The sequence below is a fragment of the Aeromonas sp. MR16 genome (assembly GCF_022549315.1).
GTDB lineage: Bacteria > Pseudomonadota > Gammaproteobacteria > Enterobacterales > Aeromonadaceae > Aeromonas > Aeromonas aquatica.
The window spans coordinates 78,331-98,908 of record NZ_JAKZFK010000001.1 but is presented as its reverse complement, the minus strand read 5'-3'; the positions used below and the strand labels follow the sequence as shown (position 1 = coordinate 98,908).

Annotated in this window: 16 protein-coding genes; 3 read left to right on the top strand and 13 right to left on the bottom strand. The window is 60.0% G+C overall.

The genetic code is table 11. From position 1 onward, the window contains the following. Positions 1 to 135 precede the first annotated feature (135 nt). The 13 genes from MM194_RS00405 to MM194_RS00345 all read right to left on the bottom strand — a co-directional run bounded on the left by MM194_RS00405 (position 136) and on the right by MM194_RS00345 (position 15,999). A complete protein-coding gene (locus MM194_RS00405; protein WP_010674427.1) occupies positions 136 to 498 on the bottom strand; it encodes a DUF2750 domain-containing protein in 363 nt (120 codons plus the stop codon). A gap of 124 nt (positions 499 to 622) precedes the next feature. Further along, positions 623 to 2,251, bottom strand: a complete 1,629-nt coding sequence (locus MM194_RS00400) for a methyl-accepting chemotaxis protein (RefSeq protein ID WP_241342284.1) — start codon at positions 2,249 to 2,251, stop codon at positions 623 to 625. A 160-nt stretch (positions 2,252 to 2,411) separates the two neighbouring features. Then, positions 2,412 to 3,716: an inosine/guanosine kinase gene (locus MM194_RS00395; protein WP_241342283.1), complete on the bottom strand. Its 1,305-nt coding sequence runs from the start codon at positions 3,714 to 3,716 to the stop codon at positions 2,412 to 2,414. Positions 3,717 to 3,911: 195 nt separating this feature from the next. After that, positions 3,912 to 4,304: an MAPEG family protein gene (locus MM194_RS00390; protein WP_241342282.1), complete on the bottom strand. Its 393-nt coding sequence runs from the start codon at positions 4,302 to 4,304 to the stop codon at positions 3,912 to 3,914. Between the two features lie 106 nt (positions 4,305 to 4,410). Further along, entirely contained in the window at positions 4,411 to 5,385 is a 975-nt protein-coding gene (gene hemH, locus MM194_RS00385; RefSeq protein ID WP_241342281.1) for a ferrochelatase, read from the bottom strand. A gap of 111 nt (positions 5,386 to 5,496) precedes the next feature. Continuing rightward, entirely contained in the window at positions 5,497 to 6,141 is a 645-nt protein-coding gene (adk, locus tag MM194_RS00380) for an adenylate kinase (RefSeq protein WP_033130255.1), read from the bottom strand. Positions 6,142 to 6,415: 274 nt separating this feature from the next. Further along, entirely contained in the window at positions 6,416 to 8,329 is a 1,914-nt protein-coding gene (htpG, locus tag MM194_RS00375) for a molecular chaperone HtpG (protein WP_241342280.1), read from the bottom strand. A 141-nt stretch (positions 8,330 to 8,470) separates the two neighbouring features. Continuing rightward, positions 8,471 to 9,070 carry a recombination mediator RecR gene (recR, locus tag MM194_RS00370; protein WP_241342279.1) on the bottom strand — a complete coding sequence of 200 codons (600 nt, stop codon included), beginning with the start codon at positions 9,068 to 9,070 and terminating at the stop codon, positions 8,471 to 8,473. 163 nt (positions 9,071 to 9,233) lie between these two features. Further along, entirely contained in the window at positions 9,234 to 10,061 is an 828-nt protein-coding gene (fdhD, locus tag MM194_RS00365; RefSeq protein ID WP_033130252.1) for a formate dehydrogenase accessory sulfurtransferase FdhD, read from the bottom strand. A gap of 11 nt (positions 10,062 to 10,072) precedes the next feature. Further along, the gene (locus tag MM194_RS00360; protein ID WP_241342278.1) at positions 10,073 to 12,223 is read right to left on the bottom strand and encodes a sigma 54-interacting transcriptional regulator; all 2,151 of its coding nucleotides are present in this window, start codon (positions 12,221 to 12,223) and stop codon (positions 10,073 to 10,075) included. 335 nt (positions 12,224 to 12,558) lie between these two features. Further along, the gene (locus MM194_RS00355) at positions 12,559 to 12,957 is read right to left on the bottom strand and encodes a hypothetical protein (RefSeq protein WP_241342277.1); all 399 of its coding nucleotides are present in this window, start codon (positions 12,955 to 12,957) and stop codon (positions 12,559 to 12,561) included. Positions 12,958 to 13,039: 82 nt separating this feature from the next. Continuing rightward, positions 13,040 to 15,184, bottom strand: a complete 2,145-nt coding sequence (gene fdhF, locus MM194_RS00350) for a formate dehydrogenase subunit alpha (RefSeq protein WP_241342276.1) — start codon at positions 15,182 to 15,184, stop codon at positions 13,040 to 13,042. 227 nt (positions 15,185 to 15,411) lie between these two features. Beyond that, complete coding sequence (locus tag MM194_RS00345) at positions 15,412 to 15,999, bottom strand: 4Fe-4S dicluster domain-containing protein (RefSeq protein ID WP_241342275.1); 588 nt, start codon at positions 15,997 to 15,999, stop codon at positions 15,412 to 15,414. Between the two features lie 657 nt (positions 16,000 to 16,656). On the opposite strand from MM194_RS00345, the gene MM194_RS00340 reads away from it, so the two are divergent. The 3 genes from MM194_RS00340 to kup all read left to right on the top strand — a co-directional run bounded on the left by MM194_RS00340 (position 16,657) and on the right by kup (position 20,285). Further along, entirely contained in the window at positions 16,657 to 17,295 is a 639-nt protein-coding gene (locus tag MM194_RS00340; protein ID WP_241342274.1) for a DJ-1/PfpI family protein, read from the top strand. A gap of 121 nt (positions 17,296 to 17,416) precedes the next feature. Further along, positions 17,417 to 17,914, top strand: coding sequence for a GrpB family protein (locus tag MM194_RS00335; protein ID WP_241342273.1), 498 nt, complete (start codon positions 17,417 to 17,419; stop codon positions 17,912 to 17,914). A gap of 502 nt (positions 17,915 to 18,416) precedes the next feature. Further along, positions 18,417 to 20,285: a low affinity potassium transporter Kup gene (gene kup / locus MM194_RS00330; protein WP_241342272.1), complete on the top strand. Its 1,869-nt coding sequence runs from the start codon at positions 18,417 to 18,419 to the stop codon at positions 20,283 to 20,285. Positions 20,286 to 20,578: the final 293 nt, after the last annotated feature.

Genomic DNA, 20,578 nt, shown 5'->3' with positions numbered 1-20,578 from the left:
TAGCGCCGCCTTCGCCAAGGCAAATCGCCTTTTCATTCAGTATTCTGCCGGCGCGGGCATAAAAAAACCGACCGCCTCGCAGCGGTCGGTTCTGCTGTCAGAGGGCCTGCTGACGGGCCCTCAATGCAGCACAGTTCAGGCGTCCAGTTCGACCAGCGCCTTGGCCAGCTCGATGGGTTCGAGCTCCTGACCTTCCAGATCGGCGTTCCAGTTCGGGCCGACCAGCACGTCGTCTTCGTCCAGATCGTTGATCCAGATGTCGAGGAACTCTTCCAGCTCGATCACTTCCGGCTCGTAGTCGGCCCACTCGTCCACGCAGTGCAGACGGGCATCGCCCTCGGCGGACCAGAGCGGCATCACATCGGCATCTTCGAACTCGGCGGAGCGGCATACCACCCAGTCTTCACCGTAGCGCAGACCCCACACCTGACCCGACTCACGGACTTCTTCGATAAACAGCTGGAAATTGGCGTCAAGATTGTCAGTTAGTTTGCTCATGGGGATCTCTCTCTTGCTGGCAAATGGCAGGCAGTCGGCCAAGGTGGCCGAGAATGGGGCTGATGGTGTCCCAAAAGCCCCCCAGACTCAAGTCAAATCCCCAAAAAGCAGGGGATAAGCGCCCTCAGGTACGATATTGGGCGACCAGGGCCCCCAATTCGTCGCAGGAGTGGGCCAGGGTGCTTGCCGCCTGCTCCGTCAACCGGTTCTGGGCCAGGGCGTCCGCCGCCAGCGTGGTGATGGCCACCAGTCGCTGATTGATCTCCTCCGCCGCCCGGCTCTGCTCGGCGGCGGCGGTGGCGATCTGACTATTCATGGCATTGATGGTGTGCACAGATCCATCGATGGCATGGATGGCGCCATCGGCCTCACCGGCCTTGTCGGCGGTGCTGCGGGAGAGTTGCTGCAGCTGGGTGATGCCGCTGGCGACCTTGCCCGCCCCCTCCTGCAGTCGCTGTATCATCTGCCGGATCTCGTCGGTGGAGCTGTGGGTGCGGGTCGCCAGGGTACGCACCTCGTCCGCCACCACCGCAAAACCGCGGCCCTGCTCGCCCGCCCGGGCCGCCTCGATGGCGGCGTTAAGGGCCAGCAGGTTGGTCTGCTCGGCCACCCCCCGGATCACATCGAGCACGGAGCCAATCTGCTGGGTCTCCTGCTCAAGCTGACCCACGGCTCGCACCGTCTGCGCCATCTCGTCCCCCAACTGATCGATGGTGGCGATGGTCTGGGCCACTACCTCGCGACCCTGCTGGGCCAGATTGAGTGCGGCGTCCGCCGCATCGGCCGCCCGGGCGGCGTGCTGGCCCACCTCGCGGCTGCTCACCGTCATCTGCTCCATGGCGCTGGCAACCCTCAGGGTGTCCTGCTCCTGGCCGGTGACGATGGCGCCGGTGCGATCGACAATCTGCTCCAGCTGATGGGCCTGCTCCCGGTTCTGGGCGGCAATCTGCTGGCTGCGTCCCACCAGCTGCGCCATCTGGCTGGCAAACTGGTTGAAGTTGGCGGAAAGCTGGCTCAGCTCATCCCGGCCCAACTCGGGCAGGCTGAACCGCAGGTCCCCCTCTCCCCTGGCGATGTTGCCGAGGGCCGACACGGATTGGGACAGCGGCACTACGATGCTGCGCACGATGAGGCCGACCACCAGGAACAGCAGCATGGCCAGCAGGGCGCCAATCCCGAGCAGGGTAAACAGCACTTCCCGATACTGGGCTTCGACGTCATCCACATAGACGCCGGTGCCGATGATCCAGTCCCAGGGGGCGAAGCGCTTGACGTAAGAGATCTTGCGTACCGGCTCCTCCACCCCGGGCTTGGGCCAGTAGTAGGCCACCTCCCCCGCTCCTTGCACCTTGGCGAGCTCGGCGAAGGCGACGAACAGTTTGAGCCCCTGCTTGTCTTCCACCCCGGAGAGATCCTGACCGTCCAGCGCGGGCTTCATGGGGTGCATCACCATGGTAGGGTGGCTGTCGTTGATCCAGAAGTAGTCGTCCTGGCCATAGCGCAGCCCCTTGAGCAGTGCCAGCGCCTGGGCCTTGGCGTCTGCCTCGCTGAGCTCACCCCGTCGCACCTTGGCCTCGAACTGGGCCACCAGGCTGTAGGCGGTCTCGACCTGAGCCCGGGTCTGGCGGCTCTTCTCCCCCATCAGCCCCTGCTGGTAGATCTGCAGACAGGAAAACAGCAAGAGCCCCAGCAGAACCAGCACCATCAGGGTCACCAGCGACAGTCGCCGGCCGATACTCCATCGTCTCAACATAAGCTCATCCCTCAACCGCTACATGTTGTTAACAAGGTATGTCGCCATGGCGCGGGCTGTCCACGATGACAGCAAAAGCAGTGCCAAAAACATGATCCAGCCCAAAAATGAGAAAGGGTGCCTGGTGGCACCCTCTTTGTCTCATGTCCGGTTGACGCTATCAGCGCTCCCAGTACACCTCTTCCAGGCTGTCTTCCTTCTCCGGAAGGCCGCGGGAGAGACGCGGGCTGCTCTGGGCCAGCACCTCGTAGCTCACCCGATTCGCGTATTTGCACACCTGGGCCAGTGAAGAGTAGGTGAGGAACTCGGACAGGTGCTTGGCGGAGTTCGGCACATTCATGCGGTGATAGGCGTTGGCCACCATGTCGTGCAGCACGGCAGACAGGGCGCCATCCCCGGCACCATTGGTGTTCTTGATCTTCTCCGGACCGCCCATGTAGGGGGAGATATGTGAGTAGATCCGCGCCGGATTGCGGCACTTGGCACGGGCCATGGGGCGGCTGAACTCATACATGTTGAACTCGGGGATGACCCCGGGCAGCAGGGTATGGGTGGTCTCGCGCTTGTAGTCCTCCTCGGTGTAGCTCGCCATGTAGAGGCCGATGGGGCCGGCGGTGCAGAGCACCATGTCGGCCCAGTCGAGGGCCTTGTCGGCGGCGCCGAGGGGATCCTTGATCCCGGTCAGGGCCTCGCCCTCGTCCTCGTTCATCGCCAGCACCGTCACGTTCTCGGCGATGAAGTCGCGCCACCACTGGGGATTGTCGGCGATGACGAAGCGGGTGCCCAGGGTCAGCACCACGGGCACCCCGGCCTCGCGGGCGTAACGCACCGCGCTCATGGCGGCCTCTTTCATGGGATCGCCATCGTCACCGCGCACCAGGTAGGCGGTGATCACCAGGGCGGAGGCCCCCTTGATCACCTCTTCCGGCACATGGTGCACATCCAGCTGGTTCATCTTGCCGGCGTTGATGCCGAAGCTGCGCTCGCCACACTCGGTGATGAAGGTGAAGCAGCGACCGACCGGGCCGTCGACCGGCTGCAGGTAGTCCAGGTTGACGCGGGAGGAGGTGTTGCACAGATAGCGGTAGGCGTAGCTGCCGATGCGGATGTCCTGGCTCATCACCCCGAGCAGGATGGAGTGGGAATCGGCCAGCACCGAGTAGTTGTGCATGGTGTTGCCAATGGTGCCACCGGCAAACTCGCTCACCACCATGTTGTTGGTCTTGAGCTCTTCATAGACCCGCTCGGCCACGTCATCGCTGATCACCACCGAGTGGCCCTTGCTCAGGCCGTAACGGTTCAGGAAGTCTTCATCCACATGAGCTTCGATGTCCACCAGGGTCTGATCGATGCCCACCACATAGGCCTTGCCCAGTTCGGTGAGCAGGGGATTCTGCGGGATCAGGGGATCACGCCTGTCGACCGGGAAGTAGTGTTTGGACTTGCGCTGACCGGGAAATTTCATGGCAATGTTCTGTGCTCTGGGGGAAAGAGGGGCGGGATTTTAACACAATCCGCCTCGCCGAAAAGTCGCCCGATTAAAATATGGCGTCAGTATAGGCAAGGGCTGGAAAGGCAAACGTTTGACTCTGATGCAATAAAAAAACCACCTCCGAATGAGGTGGTTTTTTTATTACATGAGCGGACCTGGCGCTGGCACTCAGCCAAACGACAATCCCTGCACCAGCGCCAGCACCGAGAACAGGCCGAGGGACAACCAGAAGCACAGGGTGCCGAACAGCCTGGGCTTGTTCGGTGCCTTGGGGATCTGGATGCCGATGGCGTGCAGGATGCGCCCCACCAGCAACAGCACGCCGCCAAGGTGCAGCCAGAAGGCACCGACCCCGGCCAGCTCGCACAGGGCCATCAGCAGCAGGGTGAGCGGCACATACTCGGCGAAGTTGCCGTGGGCACGGATCGCGGCCAGCATCTCGGGTGCCTCCCCTTCCCCTATCATCACCTTGAACTGGGCCCGACGCTTGACCACCCAGAAGGAGAGCAGCAAAAACAAGAGCCCCAAGAGGCCGGCGTAGATCAGCGTGATATGCATCATCTAGACAATCCTTATCGTTGAATGTTGAATCCCAAGACCGCTCAGGCCAGATCGCGGCGGATGGATGAAAGACACCATCACAGAACTGGCACCGCGAGTGACATCATCACGCCAGCTCGCGGCAGATGAGCGACACCATCATGCGGATATGGGCCTGATCGCTGTTGAGCGCGGGGATGTAGTGGAACTGCTCCCCACCCGCTTCGGTGAAGAGGTGACGGTTCTCGACCTGGATCTCCTCCAGCGTCTCGAGGCAGTCGGCGGAAAACGCCGGGCAGATCACATCGAGTCGCTTGACCCCCTGCCCCGCCAGCGCCGTGATGGTGGCATCGGTATAAGGCTTGAGCCACTCCTGCTTGCCGAAGCGGGACTGGAAGCTGGCGCTCCACTGCTCGGGCGCAAGACCCAGGGCCTCGGCCAGCAGGGTCGCGGTGCGGCGACACTGATGACCATAGGGATCACCCTCGTCCTCGCTACGCTGGGGGATGCCGTGGAACGACATCAGCAGATGCTCACCCTGGCCCTGCTGCTCCCACTGGCGACGCACGCTCATGGCCAGCGCCTGTATGTATTCGGGGTGGTTGTGATAGTCTCGAATGAGGCGCATCACCGGCAGGTGGCGCTCGCGCTTCATCACCCGCGCCCAGCCGTCGAACACCGCGGCCGTGGTACTGGCCGCATATTGGGGATAGAGCGGCAACAGTATCACCCGGTTGACCCCCTGCGCCTTGAGCACCTGCCAGCCATCGCTCAGTGACGGGCTGCCATAGGTCATGGCGAGCACCACGGGCACATCCACCCCTTCGCGCTTGAGCTCCTGCTCGAGAGCATCGCGCTGACGCTGGCTGATGGCCATCAGCGGCGATCCCTGCTCGGTCCAGATCTGCTGGTAGAGCTTGGACACCCTGGGGGCACGCAGTGGCAATATGACGAAGTTGAGCAGGGGGGACCACAACAGGCGAGGTATCTCGACCACCCGCGGATCCTGTAAGAACTGGCTGAGAAAGGCCTTGACGGCGGACGTGGTCGGCGCCGCTGGCGTCCCCAGATTGACGAGCAAGATCCCGGTTTTGGTGGTCACGTTAGCTTCCTGTCACTGTTTTTGTCGTTCTTGTTATGATGCAAGAAAGGGCCCTGGATGGACCCTTGTCTCAGACTCGTTATCGACCGATTGCGGTTGGCAATGGCAGGCTTAGCCCAGGATGGCGGCCAGCTGCTTGCTGACCAGATCCACCGGCTGGGTGCCGTCGATCTTGACGTAACGGGTGTTGCCCGCTTCCGCTTCTTTACCGTAGAAACCGATCAACGGCGCAGTCTGCTGATGGTACACATCCAGACGCTTGCGCACCGTGGTCTCTTCGTCGTCGGCACGGATCACCAGATCCTCGCCGGTCACGTCATCCTTGCCTTCTACCTTCGGCGGGTTGAACACCACATGGTAGGTACGGCCGGAGCCGGAGTGCACGCGACGACCGCTCATGCGCTTGACGATCTCTTCGTCCGGCACGTCGAATTCCAGCACGAAGTCCACCACCACACCGGCATCCTTCATGGCTTGCGCCTGGGGAATGGTGCGCGGGAAGCCGTCCAGCAGGAAGCCGTTGGCGCAATCCGCTTGCGCGATACGTTCTTTGACCAGGCCGATGATGATGTCGTCAGAGACGAGCTGACCTGCGTCCATCACGGCCTTGGCCTTGAGGCCCAGCTCGGTGCCCGCCTTGATCGCCGCACGCAGCATGTCGCCGGTGGAGATCTGCGGAATACCGTGTTTTTCCATGATGAACTGAGCCTGGGTACCCTTGCCGGCACCCGGTGCTCCCAACAGAACAATGCGCATACACGCTCCTAATTGATTGGTTATTCAATTCTTGAGAAGGCAAAAAACTACACGTTTTCGCCCCTATTAACAAGCTTGCCCCGTGCAAGTGGCCACATTATCACCATGGATTCGTGCGGGCGATGCGACCAAAGACGCAGGACTCGCCCACAAAAAATGATTGAAAATGCAGCAAAACAGTGGTCTGGCCAGATTGGTGCCGACCCGACGCCATAAAAAGGCCCGCTGCATCACAGCGGGCCTTGGTGTCCGACCTGTCAGCCAGGCAGCGTCATCACGCCTGCAGCAGCAAGCGGTTGATGCGGGCGACGAAGCTCGCCGGGTCATTGAGACCGCCCTGCTCCGCCAGCTGGGCCTGCTCGTGCAAGAGGCTGACCCACTCACCGAACAGGTTGTCGTCGGTGATGGTGTCGAGCTTCTTCACCAGCGCATGGTCCGGGTTGAGCTCCAGGATGTACTTCTGCTCGGGGACCGGCTGGCCGGCGGCGCGCATCAGCTTGATCATCTGGGTGCTCATACCGTGATCGTCGGTGACGATGCAGGACGGCGAGTCGGTCAGGCGATGGGTGACGCGCACCTCTTTGATGCTGTCCCCCAGGCTCTGTTTGACCCGCTCCACCAGACCGGCGTTGGCCTTCTCGGCCTCCTCCTGCGCCTGCTTGGCCGCCTCGTCTTCCAGCTCGCCGAGATCCAGCTCGCCACGGGTGACTGAGACCAGCTGCTTGCCGTCGAACTCGGTGAGGTGGCTCATCAGCCACTCGTCCACCCGCTCCCACATCAGCAGCACTTCGACGCCCTTCTTGCGGAAGATCTCGAGGTGCGGGCTGTTCTTGGCCGCGGCGAAGCTGTCGGCGGTGATGTAGTAAATCTTCTGCTGGCCTTCCTTCATGCGGCCAACGTAATCCTCAAGGGACACGGTCTGGGCCTCGCCCTCGCCGGCGGTACTGGCAAAGCGCAGCAGCTTGGCGATCTCTTCGCGGTTGGCGTAATCCTCGGCCGGGCCCTCTTTGAGCACGTTGCCGAACTCGCTCCAGAACTTGGCGTACTTCTCGCTATCGTCCTTGGCCAGCTTGTTCAGCATGGTCAGGACGCGCTTGGAGCAGGCCTTGCGCAGGGAGGCGGTCACCTTGTTGTCTTGCAGGATCTCGCGGCTGACGTTGAGGGGCAGATCGTTGGAGTCCAGCACCCCTTTGACGAAGCGCAGGTAGGTCGGCATAAACTGCTCGGCGTCGTCCATGATGAAGACGCGCTGCACGTAGAGCTTGAGGCCGTGCTTCTGCTCGCGGTTGTAGAGATCGAAGGGCGCGCGGGCCGGGATGTAGAGCAGGCTGGTGTACTCCTGCGCCCCTTCCACCCGGTTGTGACCCCACAAGAGCGGATCTTCGAAATCGTGGGCAACGTGCTTGTAGAACTCCTGGTACTCCTCGTCCTTGATGTCTTTCGGGTTGCGGGTCCAGAGTGCGGTGGCGCGGTTGACCTGCTCCCACTCGCCCGGGGTACCTTTGATCGTCTCGCCGTCCTCCTCCCGATCCGGGGTGCCCTCTTTGTACATCTCAACCGGCACGCTGATGTGATCGGAATACTTGGCGACCACGGAGCGCAGGCGCCAGTCGTCCAGGAACTCTTCTTCCTCGGCACGCAGGTGCAGGATGACGTCGGTACCGCGACCTTCTTTGGTCACATCGGCCACGGTGAAGGAGCCTTCACCCTCGGATTCCCACTGCACGCCCTGGCTCGGCTCGGTGCCGGCGGCGCGGGAGATGACGGTCACCTTGTCGGCGACGATGAAGGCGGAGTAGAAGCCCACCCCGAACTGACCGATCAGCTGGGAGTCTTTGCCCTGATCACCGGACAGGTGCTTGAAGAAGTCGGCGGTGCCGGATTTGGCGATGGTGCCCAGGTGTTCGATCACCTGGTCACGGGTCATGCCGATGCCGTTGTCCGAGATGGTCAGGGTCTTGTTTTCTTTGTCCACCACCAGGCGCACGCGCAGCTGGCCGTCGTTTTCGAACAAAGAGGCATCGGAAAGCGCCTTGAAGCGCAGCTTGTCCGCCGCATCGGAGGCGTTGGAGATCAGCTCGCGCAGGAATACTTCTTTGTTGGAGTAGAGGCTGTGAGCCATCAGGCTCAGCAGTTGTTTGACTTCGGTTTGAAAGCCGTGGGTTTCGGCGTGAACACTTTGGGTCATCGACCAGTCCTCAAAACGTCGGGTTGAACAGATTCCCAACCTAGATGGGGGTGGCCTCCCAAATATCAAGGGGCGAGTGTGCAAACTTGCACACTCGCCCCTCATCACAGGCTCAGTTGCCCACTTCTTGTACCATCAGGTCTAGATACGTTGGCGCCCCATCAGGGAGTGAGACAGCGTAGTGCCATCCACCAGCTCCAGCTCGCCCCCCACCGGCACCCCGTGGGCGATGCGGCTCACCTCGACCCCGGCGGCCCGCGCCATGTCGGCGATGTACCAGGCGGTGGCATCTCCTTCGATGGTGGGATTGGTGGCAAGGATCAGCTCCTGGATGGATTCATCCTTGAGTCGCCGCTCCAAAATCTCCAGCCCCAGCTCTTCCGGGCCTATGCCGTCGAGGGGTGACAGGTGCCCCATCAGCACGAAGTAGCGGCCGGAGAACTGGCCGGTGTGCTCGATGGCCGCCACGTCCGCCGGGCTCTCCACCACGCACAGCAAACCGCTCTCCTCCCGTTTGGGGTTCGCGCAGATCTCGCAGCGATCGTTCTCGGTGAAGGTGCGGCAGTGGCTGCAATGACCTATCTCGGTCAGCGCCCGGTTGAGCAATGAGGCCAGACGCAGGCCGCCGCTGCGCTCACGCTCGAGCAGGGTGAACGCCATGCGCTGGGCCGACTTGGGGCCGACGCCCGGCAGCACCTGCAGCGCCTTCATCATCTCATCGAGCAGGGGACTGAATTTCATGGGGATATCCTTTAAAGCCGCGCCAGAGGGACAAGCCGGGCTCGTGGCCAGGGCTTATCCATCCAAACCTATCTTGTTGGCGCAGGACTATACCCGAGCCGGCCCCGAGCGCCAATGATCGGCGCCTCGCCGGGTGAGGCGAGACTGTGGAGCCCGGGCGCGCTTATTCCAGCAAGATGCGCTGGCGGCCGCTGTAGATCTCGGCCCGGCCCGGGCGACAGAAGCCCACCAGGGTGAGGCCGGTCTGCTCGGCCCGCTCCACCGCGAGCCCGGTGGCCGCCGAGATAGCGAGCAGGATCTCGACCCCGGCGCTGGCGCACTTTTGCACCATCTCGAAGCTGGCTCGGCTGGTCACCAGGATGGCGCCGTCACGCCGACCACTGCGGCAAAGGTGCCCCACCAACTTGTCGAGCGCGATATGACGGCCCACGTCCTCGCGAATGGCGAGGATGTTGCCCGCCCCGTCAACATGCACGGCGGCATGGGTGGCGCCGGTGCTCTGCCCCAGCAACTGCAGCGGGCGCAGCGCGTCCAGCACCTTGTCGATCAGGGTCACCTCGAAGCGCTGGCTGTCGGGCAGGGAGGGCAAGGTGCGCACCACCTGCTCCAGGCTCTCGCTGCCACAAATGCCGCAGCCGGTGCGCCCGGCCAGAGTGCGCTTCTTCTCTTTCAGGCGATGGACGCAGCGATTGGCCAGGGTGATCTGCAACTCGATGCCCTGGCAGCCATCGACTCGCTCTATGTCGTGGATGTCGTGCAGGCCGTCGATGATCCCCTCGGACAGCGAGAAGCCGATGGCAAAATCCTCCAGATCCGCGGCCGAGCACATCATGACGCCGTGGGCGATGCCGTTGTAGACCAGCGCCACCGGGGTCTCGGCGGGCAACAGCATGGCGCTGTCGGTGCGACTCCCCTCTCTGTGGTAGTGCACCACCTCGCGGGGGGCGCACAGGCCGTGCAGGGGGGATGCCCCTTCGTTCTCTGACAACATCTGCGCCGTCCTTAGTCGAGGGTCTGGAGGGCTTTCGCCGAGATACCGAGCCGCTTCATCTTCGAGAGCAGGGTGGTGCGCTTCATGCCGAGCCGGTTGGCGGCCCCCCGCTCGCCGGCGACGATGCCGTTGCAGGCCCGCAGGGCGGCGATGATGGCCTCGCGCTCATCCTCCCCCTGCACGCCGTCGCGCTCCCGCACGGCTTGGGTTCTGTCTCCATGACTGCCCTCGCCGCCGAACAGCCCCTGGGAGGGCTCGTCATAGACCAGGGTCTCAATCTTGTGAAAGCCCTTGAGGGGCAAGAGCTCGTCCGGGGAGAGGTTGAGCACCTGGCCGCGAGTCATCACCACGGCCCGCTCTATGATGTTCTCCAGCTCGCGGATGTTGCCGTACCAGGGCAAGGAGACCAGCATCTTCATGGCATCGGCCGGGATGGCGGTGATGTTGCGCCGCATCCGCCTGGCAATCTTCTTGATGAAGAAGTTGACCAGGAGCGGTATGTCCTCGCGCCGCTCGCGCAGGGGCGGCAGCTCGATGGGAAAGACGTTGAGCCGGTAGTAGAGATCGCTGCGAAAGCGCTTGTTCTTGACCATGGAGAGCAGATCGCAGTTGGTGGCCGCCACCAGCCGCACGTCGATGGGGATGGGAGTGCTGTTGCCGACCCGCTCCAGCTCGTGCTCCTGCAACACCCGCAAGAGCTTGGGTTGCAGGTCGAGCGGCATGTCCCCCACTTCGTCCAGGAACAGGGTGCCCTTGTGGGCCCGCTCGAAGCGGCCGATGCGCTGGCTCAGGGCGCCGGTGAAGGCCCCCTTCTCATGGCCGAACAGGTCGCTCTCGATGAGACCGGTGGGGATGGCGGCGCAGTTCACCTTCACCATCTCCTGCTCATTGCGCTGGCTCAAGCCGTGGATGGCCTGGGCGATCAGCTCCTTGCCGGTGCCCGTCTCCCCCAGGATCAGCACCGAGCAGTCGCTCTGGGCCACCAGCCTCACCTTCTCCAGCACGCTCTGCATCGCGGCGCTCTGATGGATGATGTTGGCAAAGTCGGCATCGGGCTGACTGTCGGCCACCCTGATGGTCTTCTCGCGGGCGCCATTGGTGTTGGAAATCTCCTGCTGCGCCTGCACGTTGTTCATGGCAATCGCCGTGCGCGCCGCCACCTGCTCCAGCAGGGAGAGGTCGATGTCGGCAAAAAAATCGGCCCTCGGGTGGGAGAGGATCAGTACCCCCAGCAGGTTGCCGCGATAACGCAGCGGCAGGATGCAGGAGCTGCTTGCATCGGGGGGCAGGATCTGGGCGCTGAAGCGACAGCCGGAATTGCAGCCGTGGCCCTGCTCGCGGTAGACGAAGAAGGGCTCGCTCTGGATGAGCGCCCCTTGTAGGCAGTGTTTCTCGAAGCAGGAGTGGTTGATGATGCCGGGTTGATCGCTCTCCCGCGGGTTCACCAGATAGCTTTTGAAGCTGTCGGAGGTGGCGTTGTATTCGGCCAGACAGAGGCTGCTGATGGAAAAATGGTGCTGCAGTATGGCAAACAGGCTCTTTGGCAGCTCGGCGATGCGCACTAATTTAATCACCGCATTGGTCACGTCCACCAGGATCTTGCAACTGTCGCGCTCCAGGCGCAGGGAGTGGGCCTGCTCCAGGGTGCGCTCCTTGTCCTGCACGCTCTCCAGCGCAATGGCGACGATGGCGGCGAGCTGGGTCAGCTTGGCCAGGGTCTCCATCGGGAAGGCATTGGGCTGGGTGCTGATGAACTCCACCCCGCCCAGGTGGCTGCGAGCCGTGGTGATGGGCAACTGGCAATAGGATTGCAGGCCGTCATACACCGGGGTGCTGGCAAGCTTGGCGCATCGGTTCACGAAGCGGGCCGCCGGCAGGACGATGGCCTGCTCCGAGTGGGCGGAGAAGTGCAGATCCCCCTTGCGGCAGACGAGGTGCTGCGGGCCCTGCTCCCCCATGAAGCAGACCACCGCCTCCTCTCCCCCCAGATTGAGGATGAGGTTGACCCGGGTCACGCCACCGAAACAGGCCTCGATCCGGTTCAGCTTCTCGATGAAGTCGTCCAGAGTGACGGCGGAGAGCAGGGTCTTGGAGAGGGAGAGAAAGCCATCATCCCAGATGGGGGAAATATCGGTCAACGGAATGGCACTCAGATTCAGCATTCTGGCCTCGCATTATATCTGTGTGGGGAAATTGCAGGCACATTGCAATCAGCAACAACGATAAACGATGCCTCAGCCAATTCCGTCAGATGTTATAATTAAGACTTAACAAATTAACACTTAATTATAAAAACAAACATCCATTGAAATAGCATCGTGCTGGTGCGTCGCATCATAGAGTAGGCCCAATGGCATTACAACCGCGCCCGTCCGCCTATTATTCATAAGCAGGGCATGTTTATTCCTCCCGCTGGAAATATACCGCCGCTCCCGGCGATATTCAGAACACTCTATCCGGCCGCGAGCCAGTGCGACTCGACGCGCCTTGTCCCGTCTCAGGAGGGGTGCAGATCATGGCGATAGAGCTTGAGGCCGCCGAAGATGAAGCCGGCAGACAGCAGCTGAAAGGCAACCAATAACCCACTGATATTATCGGATATTTCTTCAGATACCGCCTGGTGGGTCAGGTAGACAACCAGCGCAACCAGGCCCATCAGCAGGCTGTTGATCAGGGTGGTGGAGAGGAAGGCGATGAACCAGGCCAACTGCACGCTCAGAGCCGCCAGCACGGCGCCCATGGCGATCCGCGCGGCGATAAAACAGCCGAAGAAACCAAAGCCCAGCAGGAATATCAATTCGTCGTACCAGAGGTAACACCCCATGCCCAATAACATTGCCAGCAAATAGGCTGAAACATAAAAAATCCCGAACGAGATAGTTAATTCACGACTCATGATGGACACCTGCCAACTGAAAAAAGGATGAAGGGATCCGGGCCCTGTGAACAGAGCCTGGATCCACTTTATTTAACGCTGATTAGCCTTTGGCGGCGCTGCGCAATTTCGCCTTGAGTGCACTGTATTCAGTCTGGACATAATTCTCCGCCTCAGGCTGATTCTCAATACGCTCAATTTTCACCGCGCAGTACTTGTACTCTGGGGTGTAGGAGACCGGGTCCACGTGCTCTATGGTGAGCTCGTTGCAGGCCCCGATCCACCACTGGTAGGTCATGTAGACCACACCGGCGTTGACCCTGTCGTTGTAGTTCGCACGGGTGATCACCTTGCCGCGCCGGGACGAGATCCAGACCAGCGCCTGATCCTTCACCCCAAGCTTCTGTGCATCGCTCGGGTGGATCTGCACATAGCCAGGCTCATCGGCCAGGGTCTGCAGCGCCGAGCAGTTGCCGGTCATGGAGCGGCAGGAGTAGTGACCCACCTCCCGCACCGTGGAGAGCACCAGCGGGTAATCCGCACAGGGCTGCTCCAGCGGCGGCCGCCACTCGGAGGCGATCAGCTGCCCCTTGCCGCTCGGGGTGGTGAACACATTGCCCTCGAACAGGGTGCTGGTGCCCGGGTGATCCTCGGTCGGACAGGGCCACTGCACACTCTTGAGATCCGCCATCTTGTCGTAGCTGACCCCGGTATAGAGCGGGCAGAGCGCGCGCATCTCGTCCCAGATCTGCTGGGTGTCGCGGTACGCCATGGGATACCCCATGGCGCTGGCCATCAGCGAGAAGATCGCCCAGTCCGGTTTGACATTTTCCGGCGGGGTCACCGCCTTGTAGAAGCGCTGGAAGCCGCGATCCGCCGAGCTGTAGACCCCCTCGTGCTCGCCCCAACTGGTGGCGGGCAGGATGACGTCGGCCATCTCGGCGGTCTGGGTCATGAAGATGTCCTGCACTATCACCAGCTCCATGCCCCCCAGGGTGCGCCTGAACTGGGCGAGATCCGCTTCGGTCTGGGCCGGATCCTCGCCGAAGATGTAGAAGGCCTTGCACTTGCCCTCCTCCACCTTGTGGCTGAGCTCGGTCAAGCGATAACCCGGTTGCTGGGACAGCGATTCCACGCCCCAGGCCTTGGCAAACTTGGCGCTGATGGCGGGATCGGCCACGGACTGATAGCCCGGGAACTGATGGGGCAGCATCCCCATGTCGCAGGTGCCCTGCACGTTGTTCTGACCGCGCACCGGGCCGCAGCCGGTGCCGCGCCGGCCGAAGTTGCCGGTGAGAAGCGCAAGGCCCGCGAGGCCCTTGACCACGTCCACCGCCTGGCCGTACTGGGTCACCCCCATGCCCCACAGGATCATGGAGGCCGGTGCCGCCGCATAGGTGCGGATGGCGGCGCGGATATCCGCGGCCTTGAGGCCGGTGATCCCCTCTACGTATTCCGGGGTGTACTTGGCCACCAACGCCTTGTAGGTCTCAAAGCCCTCGGTGTAGTTGGCGACGAACGCCTTGTCATAGAGGTTCTCGGCGATCAGCACGTTGCCGAAGGCATTGACCAGCGCCATGTTGGAGCCGTTTTTGAGCGGCAGCCACTGATCGGCGATGCGGGCGGTTTCCACCATGCGCGGATCGCAGACGATCACCTTGGCTCCGTTCGCTTTCGCCTTGAGGATGTGACGCGCCACTATGGGGTGCGAGTCGGCCGCATTGTAACCAAACACCAGCAGGCACTTGGTCTCTTGAATTTCGGGAATGGCGTTGCTCATGGCGCCGTTGCCTACTGTTGTCTCCAGACCGGAGACTGAGGGTGCGTGTCACACCCTCGCGCAGTGATCGACGTTGTTCGTCCCAATCACGGCGCGGGCAAATTTTTGCATCACATAGTTGGCTTCGTTGCCGGGACCACGGGCGGAGCCCGTGGTCATGATGGCGTCGGCACCGTATTTGGCCTTGATGGCGGAGAGGCGGCTGCTGGCAAAGCCGATGGCCTCGTCCCAGGAGACGGCTTCGAGCTTGCCACCGCGCTCGCGGCGGATCATCGGGTTCTTGAGACGGGGGGTCAGCAGGTTGGTGTCGTTGAGGAAATCCCAACCGTAATAACCCTTGAGGCAGAGCTGCCCCTCGTTGGTCCGGCCGTGGGCACCCTCGGCCCCCACCACCTTGTCGTTATCAACCAGCAGGTTGATCTTGCAACCGGTGCCGCAATAGGGGCAGACGGTGATGACTTTTTTCATGACTCAATCTCTTGTTGGTTAACGATAAATGGTTGGTTTGATGGGGTGATGGCCAACTGGCAGTGCATTCGACAGGTAAAACACACTCAAGGCAGAGAGACGTACTGCACCACTCAGGCCTCATTCGGCTTGTCGGCCTGGTCGGCGACGCCGGGACTGCGGCTCACGCTCAATCCCATAGACCCGCGCTGACACGCCGACACCCGCATCGCCATCAAAGCCGCGACCTAACCCGCTGGCATCGCCTCGGCGCTGGCCAGCTGTTTTTGCCGGCTCAGGGTCGCCAGACTCTGTGGGGTCACCAGCCGCAGCGCCTGGGTCGGGCACACCTCGACGCAGGCCGGGCCCCCCTCGCGATGGCTGCAGAGATCGCACTTCAAGGCCAGCGCCTTGGTTTGCACTCCCTTGAACAGCGCACCGGCCGCGGGGGCCACCTCTTTGACCACCACGTTCATGGCGCCGTAGGGGCAGGCCACCACACAGGACTTGCAGCCGATGCAGCGCGCCTGATAGACCTTGACGTGGCCATCCTCGGTGACGATGGCGTTGTTGGGGCAGGCCTTGGCACAGGGCTTGTCTTCACACTGGCGGCAGAGCACCGGCGTGGTCACCTTGCTGCCCACCACCACCTTCAGACGGGGCTGAAAATAGCTGTCTTTTGAGACCAGATGTCCATCTTCGATGGCAAGACGCAGACCGCCCTCCCGCTCAACGGTGCCCGCGCAGGACGCTGACTGGTGTGACACGGCGCAGGCCACCTCACAGGTACGACACCCAATACAGAGACTGGGATCGGCAATCACGAAGCTGTTCATAGAGAGGGATCCTAAATGTTTCGTTACACCCTGCCGGCCAGGCTCACAGGGGAGACAGGCCAGCCATCCCACTAGGCATTAATCAGACCAACTCAGGCCTGGAGCGGGAGAAAGTTCGCAAGCAGCTGAAAATAAAGGAGTAATCAGGATGGCAGCCCTGCTTTATTAGGAGGGTGACGATGACGACAGGGACCAGACACGGCGATCGACACGACAAAAGTGACGAGCTCGACACAGGATGACAGCCCCCTGCCCCATTGGATGGGCCGACCTTTCGACGACATATCGACGACTCATTGATGAAATGGCGGCAACAGGGCTCAAGACAGCGCCGACAGGCCGTGTAGGGATCAAATTGGCGGCAAAGTTGTTTAGTTTTTCTATCTAAATGACAGGATACGTAAAGGGAAATCGAACAAAAAGCCCTCCTAGTGACAAATTTGTTGAGCTGGAGCTGGTTTTTAACCTCCCCCTATTCTGTTTTTTAGCCGGCTGGTTACTATGGCTCACTTGGCAAAGAGCTCCATTAGGGTCGCCCATGGAGCTGCGAGAACAACCCGCGTGGGTAAAAAGCAGCAGGCTGGGGCTGAAACTCAGGGGCGGCAGCTTACCTGCTAGAAATAGATCCTGGGCCATTTATCCACGTATAGGTGAAATATGTATAAAATTGGCATTGTATTATTTGATAATTTTACAGATATAGACTTCTTCTTGATGTACGACTTGCTTGGCAGAACAACTGATAGCTGGGTTGTGAAGATATTAGGAACAAAACCAGAACATCGTTCTCATCTTGGTATGTTGGTAAAGACGGATGGGGCCGTCTCTGAGGTGAATGAACAAGATGTTGTATTAATTACCAGTGGTAAGCACGGTGTTCCCGCTGCGATGAAAAACGATAGTTTCATGTCAGCCTTAAAGCTGAATCCAGATACACAACTCATTGGTTCAATCTGTGCCGGCTCATTTATTCTTCATGAACTCGGGTTGTTAAAAGATAAGAAACTAACCACCAATCCAGATGCGAAAGCAGTTTTAGAAGCACTAGGTGGCGATGTTCAGGACTTACCTTTAGTTGTTAATGGAAATATTGCCACCGCAGGTGGTTGCCTTTCTTTAATGTATTTAGTTGGGTGGTTAGCAGAGCGACTATTTGATTCAGAAAAACGCAAAAGCATTCAAAATCAGTTAATTCCAGCAGGCCAGCTTGAGATTTTCGAAGAGTTAATTTCCTCCACAATTAAATCAGCGGAAATTGAAAATCAACATAACCAAGTCCCGAGAGGAAACAGTTAACAGGTAACACCTTATTTATTAGTGTAAAATTCAGCCAACCTTTGTTGATGGGATCAGTATTTCACTCATCAGCGGTGATATATAAGCATGTGCATTAAAAATAACTTAATTTCGGGAAGACATGAGGTTTTATCGTGCAGAAAAATACCAAGCTTATTGCGAAGAGTTATTTATTAGGTACAAGGGTGAAATACAAAAACTACTTCCTGATGCAAGAATAGAGCATATAGGATCATCCTCAATTCCCGCCGCAGTATCTAAAGGAGATTTGGATATATTTGTTGGTGTTAAAGCTGATATGCTTGATGATGCAGTCAAATTACTGACTACGCTAGGCTTCCAAGAGAAAATCGATACATTGAGAACTTCGGCGTTATGCATGTTGGAATCAACGTCAGGTGACGACGTCGCATTTCAAATCGTCGTTAATGGTTCAGCATTTGAGTGTTTTTTGGTGTTTCGAGATGAATTGCGTGAAAATATTTCGCTAGTCCAGCAATACAACGAATTAAAAATATCATGTGAAGGCTGGTCTCAGGAAGAATATCGCCGAAAGAAATTGGATTTTATAGAACATGTCTTAGCATTGGCATCACAGAGTACTCATGAGGGGATATAACCAAACCGGTTGCCGCATAGCGCGAAATAGCACTTTGGGGCGGTCACTTCCCTGCTATTTACCCACCGACCCACTAAATAAAGACTCCATCGCCTCCCAATTACACCCTCTTTGCGATTCAGGAAGGTAATTTATTGGTCAGCATTTTATCGTCTATTTTTCAGCCAGATTGATAGGAAAAACTAGCCAAAATGGATACTCAGAGAAAACAAACGCTTGCTCGCTGCCCAGGGGTTTATGTCAATCACAGAGTAATTAATGATCTCGTTCAAAAGCCCCTTTTGATTATTTATATCAGAGCCTATTTCCACAGACTCTGTGTCATCATGAGCTGAATCGCAGATGAACAGACTGTGCCCCATGATGACCCTATTCCTATCCAGTTGATTCCCTTTCCCATCGCCATTCATTGATCCCCTCCCGATCGACTCTCTGTGTTAGCTGATAGCTCGGGGCCCCTGTGCTGGCAAATATGTCCGCATCAAACTGACAAGACAACTTCATGAACTGCAATAACAAACCCGCCCTGTCCGGCGTCACCCTGGCGGCGATCGGCGTGGTCTATGGCGATATCGGCACCAGTCCGCTCTATACCCTGCGCGAGTGCCTGTCGGGCCAATTCGGGTTCGGGGTCGAACCCGCCTCCATCCTGGGCTTTCTCTCGCTCATCTTCTGGCTGCTGATCCTGGTGGTCTCGGTCAAGTACCTCTCCTTCGTGATGCGGGCCGACAATGCCGGTGAAGGGGGCATCCTGACCCTGATGTCGCTGGCGACCCGCAACAGCCCCGAGAGGCTGGCCCCTGTGCTGATCATTCTGGGGCTGATTGGCGGCAGCTTCTTCTATGGCGAGGTGGTGATCACCCCGGCCATGTCGGTGATGTCGGCCATCGAGGGGTTGAAGATAGTGGCCCCCTCGCTGGATCCCTACATAGTGCCGCTCTCGGTGCTGGTGCTGACCCTGCTGTTTGCCATTCAGAAACACGGCACCGCCACCGTGGGCAAGTTGTTCGCCCCCATCATGCTGACCTGGTTTCTGACCCTGGCGGTGCTGGGCCTGCGCGGCATCAGCCAGAATCCCGAGGTGCTGGGCGCGCTCAACCCCGTTTGGGCCCTGCGCTTCTTTATGACTTACCAGACCACCTCCTTCTTTGCCCTCGGCGCCGTGGTGCTGGCCATCACCGGCGTTGAAGCGCTCTATGCCGACATGGGCCACTTCGGCAAGAACCCGATACGGCTCGCCTGGTTTGTGGTGGTGCTGCCGTCGCTGGTGCTCAACTACTTCGGCCAGGGGGCGCTGCTGCTGGGCAACCCCGCGGCCATCGCCAACCCCTTCTTCCTGCTCGCCCCCACCTGGGCGCTGCTGCCCCTGCTGTTGCTGGCGACCATGGCGACGGTGATCGCCTCGCAGGCGGTGATCTCCGGGGTCTTCTCCCTCACCCGGCAGGCGGTGCGGCTCGGTTATCTCTCACCCATCCGCATCGTGCACACCTCGGAGCAGGAGTCGGGCCAGATCTATATCCCGGTCATCAACTGGATGCTCTATGTCTCTGTGGTGATCGTCATCATGAGCTTCGAGCACTCCAGCAATCTGGCGGCCGCCTATGGCATCGCCGTGACCGGCACCATGGTGCTCACCTCCATCCTCTTCTGCTCGGTGGCGAAGAACAGCTGGCACTGGCACCCCTATCTGGTGGCCGCCCTGTTCGCCCTGCTGCTGGCCATCGATGTGCCGCTCTTTGTCGCCAACCTCGCCAAGATCTTCTCCGGCGGCTGGCTGCCCCTCACCCTGGGCGCGGTCATGTTCACCCTGATGACCAGCTGGAAGAGCGAGCGCTTTCAGCTTATTCGCCGCCTTAACGAGCACGGCAACTCGCTGGAGCCGATGATCGCCTCGCTGGAAAAATCCCCGCCGACCCGGGTGGCGGGCACCGCCGTCTATATGTCGCGGGTAGTCAATGTGATACCCCATGCGCTGCTCCACAACCTCAAGCACAACAAGGTGCTGCACGAGAGGATCATCCTGCTCACCCTGCGGGTGGAGGACGTGCCCTACGTCCACAACGTGCGCCGGGTCTGCATCGAGCAGCTCTCCCCCACCTTCTGGCGGGTGGTGGCCAGCTACGGCTGGCGCGAGACCCCGAACATGGAGGAGATCTTCCATCGCTGCAATGCGGAGGGCCTGAGCTGCCGCATGATGGAGACGTCGTTCTTTATGGCCCACGAGTCGCTGATCATGAAGGAGCGCCCCTGGTACCTCTATCTGCGCGGCCAGCTGTTTATGCTGCTGCAACGCAATGCCCTGCGGGCGCCGGATCAGTTCGAGATCCCGCCCAACCGAGTGATCGAGCTGGGCTCGCAGGTGGATATCTGATGGCATTCTGATGGCATAAAGAACGCCAGCAAGAGAGAGGGAGGCATTGCCTCCCTCTCTTTTTGCCGTTAACCACGGGGCCATTTTCCCCCTCATCCCCAGCCCTTCTCCCGCGAGGGGAGAAGGGAGAAGGGAGAAGGGAGAAGGGAGCGTACCGCTGATATCGCAAGGTTGATTGCCCTCTGACGGGATGTTCGCCTTCTCGTGCGTCCGATGACGCTGCGCTAATCGAACCTGCTTGCGGTCCCTGCCAAGTACACCTGAGACACATGAGGGAGGCATCGGCCTCCCTC